We start from the raw sequence: 8,895 nt of genomic DNA, 5'->3' as shown, positions 1-8,895 counted from the left end.
CCCGCGTCATAGCCCGAAAGCCCGCCGCTTTCCGTGGTTTTTACCGACTGGCTATCAATCACGCCCGCGCTTGGAGAGGCTTCACGCCCCTCAATCTCGCGCAGGCTCATGACCAGGACCGTATTCATGACTTCGAACAATCCGGCATCACGCCAGGCGTAAAAATAGCGCCTGACGGTCGAGACCGGCGGAAAGCATTTCGGCAGCAAACGCCACGCACACCCGGCCGAGGCTATGTAGAGCATCGCGTTGACCACCTCGCGCATATCCGTCGTGCGGGGGCGACCACCCCGTTTCGCCGGGGGTATAAATGGCATGATCAGAGCCCACTCTTCGTCCGTCGTATCCGATGGATATCGCATTCCTTCCCGGCTATGTTCACGTCGGGCAATACCAGTCCATGTCACCATTCACTCCATCTCTTCGTAAAGACGGATGAATCACAACAGGCTGGTATTGTTCAAAAACTTTCGGATCGGGCTCTCAGATCTGGCTTCCTGTTGTGCAGTGCCGACCTCATGCAGGGACCGGTTCCCAACATCGGCCAGCAAGCCCGACAGGTCGGTGATCTCCTTAGCCACCAGATGCACGACGTCACCTTCCTTCTGGAGCATGCCCATTACCGCCAGCATCTGCCCGCCCAGTACCACGCGTCGGTTCGCATCGAACAGATCCGGCCAGATGATGACGTTCATGTTTGCCGTTTCGTCCTCCAGCGTCATGAACACCACGCCTTCGGCAGAGCCGGGCCGTTGCCGGACCAGTACCAGCCCTGCCACAGTAAGGCGCTTTCCGTCCTTTGCGTTCAAGGCGTGCCGACAGGTTATGATGTCCCGTGTCCGAAGATCCTCGCGCAGAAAGGTCAGCGGATGATCGCGAAGGCTTAGGCCAAGCCGGTTGTAATCCCGCACCACCTCCGCCCCGTCGCGCATGGGCTGGAGCAATACATCCGGTTCCTCCGCTTCCCGCGTAATCTGCGCTGCCGCAAACAGCGGCAGAGGCTCATCGCGCAGAGCCCTGATCGCCCAGAGCGCCTCGCGCCGTGCCAGCCCGAGCGAGGGCCGGAACGCATCCGCCTCGGCCAGATGGGTCAGGGCTGCCGCTTTCACACCCGCCCGACGCCACAGATCATCGACCGACGCGAAGGGGCGTGAGGCCCGTGCGGCAACAATCCGGGCGGCATCGTCATTGGCCAGCCCCTTTATCAGGCTCATGCCCAGCCGCACGGCGAACATCCCATCTGGTCTTTCCGGTCCTTCCAGCGTGCTGTCCCAGCGTGAGGCATTCACACAGACGGGCCGGATCTCCACACCATGCTCGCGCGCATCACGGACCAGTTGTGCCGGTGCATAGAAACCCATCGGCTGGGAATTCAGGAGCGAGGCCAGAAATACGTCCGGATGGGTGCATTTCATCCATGAGGATGAATAGGCCAGAATGGCGAAACTTGCCGCGTGGCTCTCGGGAAATCCGTAAGAACCGAAGCCTTCCAATTGTTGATAGATCCGCTCGGCGAAGTCCTCGTCATACCCATTGGCGCGCATGCCTTCGATCAGGCGTGTCTGAAACTGCGAGACGGTACCGGTATTTTTGAAAGTCGCCATGGCCCGCCGAAGCTGATCCGCTTCGGCTGCGGTAAAGCCGGCGCAGATCATGGCCACCTGCATGGCCTGTTCCTGAAACAGCGGGATGCCAAGCGTCTTTTTCAGAACCGCTTCCAGTTCCGGGGTGGGATAGTTTTCCGGTTCGATCCCTTCGCGCCTGCGGAGATAGGGATGCACCATGTCCCCTTGGATTGGCCCGGGGCGCACGATCGCCACTTCAATGACGAGGTCATAGAACATGCGCGGCTTGAGCCGTGGCAGCATGGACATCTGTGCCCGGCTTTCGATCTGGAAGACGCCAATGGTGTCTGCCTTCCTGATCATGGCGTAAGTGCGCGGATCTTCGGCCGGAATGGTCTGGAGGGTGAAGTGCTGGCCCTTGTGTTCCCCGAGCAGGTCCAGACCTTTCTTCATGCAGGTCAGCATACCGAGCGCCAGGATATCCACCTTCATGAATTTCAGGACGTCGATATCGTCCTTGTCCCACTAGATGATCTGGCGATACTCCATCGAAGCAGGCTCAATGGGCACCAGTTCATCCAGTCGGTCATGTGTCAGCACAAAACCACCGGGGTGCTGCGACAGATGGCGGGGCACACCGATCAGGCAGCGGGCTAGATCTAAGGTGAGGCGGATGCGTCGGTCAGAGAGATCAATGCCTGCATCGTTGAGCGCGTCATCGTCCAGCCTGCGCCCCCAACCATGAATCTGGCCCGAGAGCGTTCGGATCAGGTCTTCTGGCAGGCCCATGACCTTGCCGACATCCCGCAAAGCCCCCTTGGCGCGATAGCGGATCACCACGGCCGTCAGGGCTGCACGGTCACGCCCGTAATGCTCATAGACCCACTGGATGACCTGCTCACGGCGTGCGTGTTCAAAATCCACATCGATGTCCGGCGGCTCTCCCCGCTCTTCGGAGACGAAGCGCTCGAACAGCAGGGAGTTGCGGGCGGGGTCGATGGCGGTGATGCCGAGTACGTAGCAGACCGCACTGTTGGCGGCCGAGCCACGTCCCTGACAGAGAATGTCCTGGCTGCGGGCATAGCGGACGATGCTGTTCACGGTCAGGAAATACGGCGCATACTGCATCCGCCCGATCAGGCCGAGTTCATGGTGGAGCGTTTCCGCCACCTCATCCGGTACGCCGTCTGGATAGCAGGAACGGGCGCCCTCCCACGTCAGTTCTTCCAGCGCCTGCTGGGGTGTCTGGCCGGGCACGGACACTTCATCGGGATACTGATAGGCCAGATCGTCAAGGGAGAAACGGCAGCGCTCCACAATATCCATGGTGCGGGCTACCGCTTCGGGATAGCGCGCAAACAGCCGGGCCATTTCCTGTGGCGGTTTGAGATAACGGTCGGCATGACGTTCGCGGACGAACCCGGCTTCGTCAATGGTGGTGTTGTGCCGGATGCAGGTGACGACGTCCTGCAGGATGCGCCGGTCGTGGGTATGGAACAGCACGTCATTGGTCACAACGGTTGGCACCCGTGCCTGATGCGCCAGGTTTGCCAGTTCATACAACCGCATCTGGTCATTGGGGCGACGCAGCAGCGTCAGCGCCAGATAGGCCCTGTCGGCAAAGGCGTCCTTCAGCTTGTGCAGATGCAGGGCACAGGCATCGTCTACCGCGTCCGGGATCATGATGACGATCTGGCCCTCGCCCCAGGCGACCAGATCCTCCCAGAGCAGGTTGCATTTGCCCTTTCCAGCCCGCGCCTTACCGATGGTGAGCAGACGGCACAGGCGGCCATAGGCGGCGCGGTTTATCGGGTAGACCAGAACGGGCGGGAAATCGGCCAGATCGAGACGGCATCCCACAACAAGGCGGAGCCCGACCTCTTTCGCCGCGACATGGGCCTGCACTATCCCGGCCAGAGAATTACGGTCACAGATGCCCAGCGCCTCAATGCCAAGAGCTTTTGCCTGCGCGAACAGTTCAAGGGGGGAGGAGGCTCCACGCAGGAACGAGAAATACGTCGTGACCTGTAATTCGGCGTAACGCGGTGCCGAGGTGCTCATCCGAAAATTCCGTGCAGAAACCAGCCCTGCGAGCCGGTCTCGCCATGCTCGCCATCACCCGCCCGGTAGAGCCAGAAGCGCTCGCCGCTCGTATCCTCCACCCGGAAATAATCGCGGGCGATGGTCAGTTCGGCGTCATTCTTCCACCATTCGCCGAACACGCGCTCCGGACCATCGGCACATTTCACTTTCCGCCGCACGCCTCGCCAGATGAAGAACAGCGGCGGCTGGTCAGGCAGTTCCGCCATGGCCTGCACCGGCTCGGGTCGTGCGAGCAGGCGCGTCGGACGCGGCCAGTGATCCGGCCAGTTCTTCGTCTCCTCGGGGGCCAGCGCCGGCACGCGGCAGAAGGAGCGTTCGGGCAGATCGCTTTCCACCGGGGTAAAGCGATACAGCGCCTGCGTGCCGACACGGTTGGCTAAGGTGTCGATCAGGTCGGACACGTCGGCCTCTTCCTCGGCGATGAGCGAGGAGACGGTCTGCCGCCGGTCCATGGGCTCCGCCAGTGAGGCGATCAGCACCATGCGCTCGATGCCGAACCCCGGATTGATCGTCTCGATTTTCTCGCAGAGTAGCCGGGTCAGGCGTTTTGTGTCCCGCACGGGCATGGCCGTCGCCACGCGGATCGCTTCGGTGCGACTGTCCACGCGATGCAGCAGCAGGTCGAGACGCCGCACCCCTTGTCCGCGTTCGTCCAGCCCCTGGCAGAGCAGCGGCACCAGCTTGCCGATATAGCGCGCGATGGTCTCGGCAGCACCGATGGGTTCGGCAAAGTTCCGGCTGACCTCGACCGGATCGACAGGGCGGACTGGCACGATGGCTTCACCAATACGCCCGAACGCCTGATCCAGCCTGCGGGCGACATCCGGTCCGAAACGCAGCGCCAGAGGCGCACGGGGCATGGCGGCCAGTGGTCCGATGCGCGACACACCCAGCGTGGCCAGACCCTCGACGATCGTGTGCGGCAGACGCAGAGCCTCAATGGGCAGATCTGCCAGAGCGGAAGCAGTCTTGCCTGAGGGCACAACGGCAATCGGTGCCCGGCCATAGCGGGCGATGGCGTGCGCAGAGCCCCATGTGTCCGCCACCACGGCCCGGGCACGAAAGCCTGCGCCCGCCATGCGGTGGATCATATCCTTGAGCATGGGAAGTTCGCCGCCGTGCAAATGGTCCGTTCCGGTCGTATCCAGCACCAGCCCGTCCGGGGCATCGACGGCCACGATGGGGGCTATCCGGTGCTGGAACCACAGCGCCAGCTTTTCCAGTCCCAGCCGGTCGCCCTCGGGATCGGCGTCCATCAGTACCAGATCGGGATACAGCGCCTGGGCCTTGGCCACCGGAATCCCGGGGCGCAGCCCCAGCTTGCGGGCGGCCAGATCAACAGACAGCACAACCCGCCGCCGTCCTTCTCGCCCGGCCAGCGCCAGCGGCACCTCAGGCGTTGGCGCGTCTTTGCCCAGCCGCTTCCTGATCCGGTCGGTCGGCCAGAGCGGCAGGTAAAGAAAGACGACCCTTGCCATCACAGGCCTCCACTTCAAAATCGGCACATTCGCCTGCGCGGGCACGGATCAGTTCCAGCAGCCAGCGGGGGCGCCCCACACCGGGAACCGGCAACGGCGCGGACGGCAGGACGGAGACCCGCCAGCGGGTCACACTGGCAGTCGGCTGGCCAAAATCCGCTGCCTCGGTCTGTCGTCGCCAGCGTCGTATCGCGATGCCAAGGGAACCGGACGTCTCGGCCGCCAGTTGCAGGCGGCGTGACGCCGTCATGGACAGACGGGCGACCTCGGCGACAACGGCGCCGAGGCCACCATGCCGCAACCCTTCCTCAAAACAGGCCAGCACATCGACGTCTGAACTGGCCTCGACAAAAATGGTCCGCCGTGCCGACAGCCCGACCTGTTTCATGGAGGGAGCGAACACATCCTGGCGGGTAACGATCCAGAGCACCTTGCCGCGCGTGCGGGCCGCAATCCCGGCGCAGAACTGACCGGCAGCCGCACTGTGCAGGGCGTCATTCCCGCCTCCCGCTACCTCATGCAGCGCCCCGAGCGCCAGACCGCCGCCCGGCAGTCGACCGTCGATCTCACGCACGCCAAAGGGCAGCACCGTGCGGCGTCGGTCACTATGGCCTTCGAGACGGCTGATTGCCGCCCGCAGGGTTTCCAGACCAAGTTTTTTATGGGTTTCAGCGGTCATGTCACGGTTCGATGTCCCTTGTGCAGGTGCATTTCATGATTATATGTTCGTGATTTGTTCTGATGCGACGATGGAAGTCAATGCAAATTCGTGACGCGTCAGGCATGATGCAGGGCGCATAACCACCCGGAATCATTGGTGAAGGTACCTTAAGGAATTGAATTCAGAGACTTCTCCCATCCCAAACAGCGACGATTATCTGTCCCGTCTGAATGACGCCCAGCGACAGGCGGTCACGCATGGGACCGGAGTCTTGGCAGGCGGGGCGGAGTCATCCCCGCTGCTGGTCATCGCGGGCGCGGGATCGGGCAAAACCAATACGCTCGCGCACCGGGTGGCGCATCTCATTGCTTCGGGGGCTGATCCGCGGCGTATCCTGTTGCTGACCTTCTCCCGGCGTGCCAGTGTCGAGATGACACGGCGCGTCGAGCGGATCTGCCGCACCGTCCTCGGCGACAAGGCTGGCCCACTGGCTGACGCGCTGGCCTGGGCCGGGACGTTTCATTCCATCGGTGCGCGGCTGCTGCGGGAATATGCGCAGCAGATCGGTATGGACCCGGCCTTCTCGATCCATGACCGCGAGGATTCCGCCGATCTGATGAATCTGATCCGGCACGATCTGGGATTTTCCAAAACCGAGAAGCGGTTTCCCGGCAAAGGCACGTGTCTGGCCATCTATTCCCGTGTGGTGAATTCGGGCGCGCGGCTCGCCGATGTGCTGCTGAAGCACTATCCGTGGTGCGCGGGGTGGGAAGCGCAGCTCAGACAGCTTTTTGCCGGCTACGTCACGGCAAAGCAGGAGCAGGGTGTGCTGGATTACGACGACCTGCTGCTGTGCTGGGCGCAGATGGTCAGTGACCCGGTTCTGGCCGCCGACATCGGTGGCAAATGGGATCATGTGCTGGTGGATGAGTATCAGGATACCAACCGGCTGCAGGCGGAGATCCTGCTGGGCATGAAACCCGACGGGAGCGGGTTGACGGTGGTGGGCGATGACGCGCAGTCGATCTTATAAGTTAGTTGGAATACATCGGCTTGAATCTATACCTTCGTGTTGCAAAGGGAGGGTACGATGCCTGAGCCTAAATGGTCACGATATCCGCAGGTTTCTGAGAACTCTCAAGGATGCTTATGGCTTTCGTTGCTCGACAATCTTGGCCGTTCGCCCGCTACCATAGACGCCTATGCCAGAGGTCTGGAACAGTATCTGTTTTTTTGTGAGGCAGCAGGTGTTGCTCCTGAGGCAGCAACTTTGAGTCATGTTTCACTATTTGTAAGGTATTTACGTGGAGAAGACGTTCCTTTCCTATCCACTCGCGCTGCTGTGAGCAATGCTACGCTTCATCAGCGCCTGTCCGCCGTCCGACTTTGGTATGATCATTTGGTCTTTGAAGGAATCAAACATCGAAATCCGGTGCCGCGAGGGCAGGCGGTTGTAGGGCGCGGCCCACTCTCGGAGCATGTCGGGTTCAGGTATGGTTTGGTACGTCGTTCCAAATTACTGCCATATTTGCCATCTGACGAAGAATGGGCTCGCTTGCAAGAAATAGTCGCACAGGAAACAGTCAGAAATCGCCTCATGTTCGCCTTGGCCTACTATGGCGCACTGCGCCGAGAAGAGTTAGTAGGTTTGAGGGTGTCGGATATTGACCCTGCGAGACGTCTCCTCACTATTCGGGCTGAGACGAGTAAAAGTGCACACGCTCGAGTGGTTTGTTACTCAGCAGTGATTTGTCCTGTGTTGGCAGTGTATTTACATCGTCGACGCGGTGCGACAACCCATTCAGGTGCCTTGTTTCTGTCTGAGTCAGATCGAAACTTTCGACAGCCCATAACGAAGTGGTCATGGAGCAAAACTGTCAGACGTCTTGCCCTTCAAGCCGGCATACCGGCGTTCAGTACTCATACCTTGAGACATCTGAGACTGACGCACTTGGCCCGGTCAGGCTGGCGTCTGCACGATATCGCAACGTATGCCGGACACCGCAATGTTCAAAGTACGACACTTTATATCCATCTATCTGGTGAAGATCTTCTCCGTAAAATCGCACACTCGGTCGAACAGATGGATATGAATCTTGGTAACAGGGTCTTCGGAGGATAGAACAGTGGCCGAATATCAGGTTTCTCACATCCAGCCCGAATACAAATTCCACATTAATCTCGATGAATACGACAGACGGGCGACATTGTCTGCAGACGAATTAAAAGTTGTCAGACGTTGGAAAGAAGAAAATCTTGTTATTACGAAACGGCAGGCTCCGCGTCTTCATAAGCCTCTGACGGACATCCTGTATCGCAGCAATCTCGACCGCGCTAACCCATCTTATTCACGGGGGCGGTCGAGACTGGGCGGCGGGTATCGCCTAAGCTTTTGATTGGGTTTACGAATTGGGTGTCAAAGCCATCCGTTTCTCCGATCACGCCGAGCCACACCCGCCATGTCCGACGATACGAGCCAGCCGTTCCTGTTTCCAGCCATCCGACACAAGAAAATCACGGCTGATTTTGATGGTGGCCGGATCACCTCGGATGGTGGTGTCCTGTTGCTGGCTGCCGCCGAGCGGCGGATCGGCATGGCCGATCGCCTCGCCCGGCTCATAGCCGATCCACGCAATCCGCGACGGGTGACACACGGGGTGGCCGATATTCTGCGCGCCCGTATGCTGGCCATTGCCTGCGGCTACGAGGACGCCGACGACCTCGATCACCTGCGGTGCGATCCGGGTTTCAAGCTCGCCTGCGGACGACTGCCCGATACGGGTCGGGATCTGTGCTCGCAACCCACGATCTCGCGTTGGGAGAACGCCCCGACTTTGCGCGAGGTCATTCGCCTGACCTATGCCCTGGTCGATACATGGTGCGACAGCTACGCCCGGCCACCCGCCGCGGTGACGCTCGACATCGACGATACGGTCGATGTGGTGCACGGTCATCAGCAACTCGCCCTGTTCAACGCGCATCATGACGAGCGGTGCTTTATGCCGATCCATGTTTACGATGCCGCCACGTCGAGGCCGGTTGCCATTATCATCCGCCCGGGCAAGACCCCGTCCGGACAGGAAATTCG

7 protein-coding genes and 1 pseudogene are annotated in these 8,895 nt (G+C 60.6%); 4 read left to right on the top strand and 4 right to left on the bottom strand.

Going from position 1 to position 8,895, the window contains the following annotated elements; all coding sequences use genetic code 11:
- From GEU01_RS23195 to GEU01_RS17595, 4 genes and pseudogenes are all read right to left on the bottom strand, one after another.
- Positions 1–410, bottom strand: a 410-nt coding sequence (locus tag GEU01_RS23195) for an IS5 family transposase (protein WP_042710803.1), incomplete at its 3' end; no start/stop codon positions are given.
- 30 nt (positions 411–440) lie between these two features.
- Positions 441–3,626: pseudogene (locus tag GEU01_RS27035) on the bottom strand (error-prone DNA polymerase).
- On the bottom strand, positions 3,623–5,146 hold the full coding sequence (locus GEU01_RS17600) for a DNA polymerase Y family protein (protein WP_265000735.1): 1,524 nt from the start codon (positions 5,144–5,146) through the stop codon (positions 3,623–3,625). The pseudogene GEU01_RS27035 and the gene GEU01_RS17600 overlap by 4 nt, the downstream one beginning before the upstream one ends.
- Entirely contained in the window at positions 5,061–5,825 is a 765-nt protein-coding gene (locus GEU01_RS17595; protein ID WP_019087133.1) for an ImuA family protein, read from the bottom strand. Before GEU01_RS17595 ends, GEU01_RS17600 begins: the two co-directional genes overlap by 86 nt.
- 157 nt (positions 5,826–5,982) lie before the next feature.
- Between GEU01_RS17595 and GEU01_RS23185 the strand changes: the two genes are divergently transcribed.
- The 4 genes from GEU01_RS23185 to GEU01_RS17585 all read left to right on the top strand — a co-directional run.
- Positions 5,983–6,840 carry an ATP-dependent helicase gene (locus GEU01_RS23185; RefSeq protein ID WP_242011606.1) on the top strand — a complete coding sequence of 286 codons (858 nt, stop codon included), beginning with the start codon at positions 5,983–5,985 and terminating at the stop codon, positions 6,838–6,840.
- Between the two features lie 57 nt (positions 6,841–6,897).
- Positions 6,898–7,929 (top strand): tyrosine-type recombinase/integrase, encoded by a 1,032-nt coding sequence (locus tag GEU01_RS24785; protein ID WP_081500010.1) that lies wholly within the window; start codon positions 6,898–6,900, stop codon positions 7,927–7,929.
- Between the two features lie 4 nt (positions 7,930–7,933).
- Positions 7,934–8,203: a hypothetical protein gene (locus GEU01_RS24780; RefSeq protein ID WP_232272611.1), complete on the top strand. Its 270-nt coding sequence runs from the start codon at positions 7,934–7,936 to the stop codon at positions 8,201–8,203.
- A gap of 63 nt (positions 8,204–8,266) precedes the next feature.
- Positions 8,267–8,895, top strand: a 629-nt coding sequence (locus tag GEU01_RS17585; RefSeq protein WP_019086699.1) for an IS1380 family transposase, incomplete at its 3' end; no start/stop codon positions are given.

The sequence above is a fragment of the Komagataeibacter europaeus LMG 18890 genome (assembly GCF_000285295.1).
In the GTDB taxonomy this organism is placed as follows: Bacteria; Pseudomonadota; Alphaproteobacteria; order Acetobacterales; family Acetobacteraceae; genus Komagataeibacter; species Komagataeibacter europaeus.
The sequence above is the reverse complement of the archived record's forward strand: the minus strand, read 5'-3'. Positions and strand labels throughout refer to the sequence as shown.

What these genes read in the sequence shown, in the direction of transcription:
- GEU01_RS17600 (WP_265000735.1), bottom strand. Translation starts at nt 5,146, where the DNA reads ATGGCAAGGGTCGTCTTTCTTTACCTGCCGCTCTGGCCGACCGACCGG.
- GEU01_RS17595 (WP_019087133.1), bottom strand. Translation starts at nt 5,825, where the DNA reads ATGACCGCTGAAACCCATAAAAAACTTGGTCTGGAAACCCTGCGGGCG.
- GEU01_RS24785 (WP_081500010.1), top strand. Translation starts at nt 6,898, where the DNA reads ATGCCTGAGCCTAAATGGTCACGATATCCGCAGGTTTCTGAGAACTCT.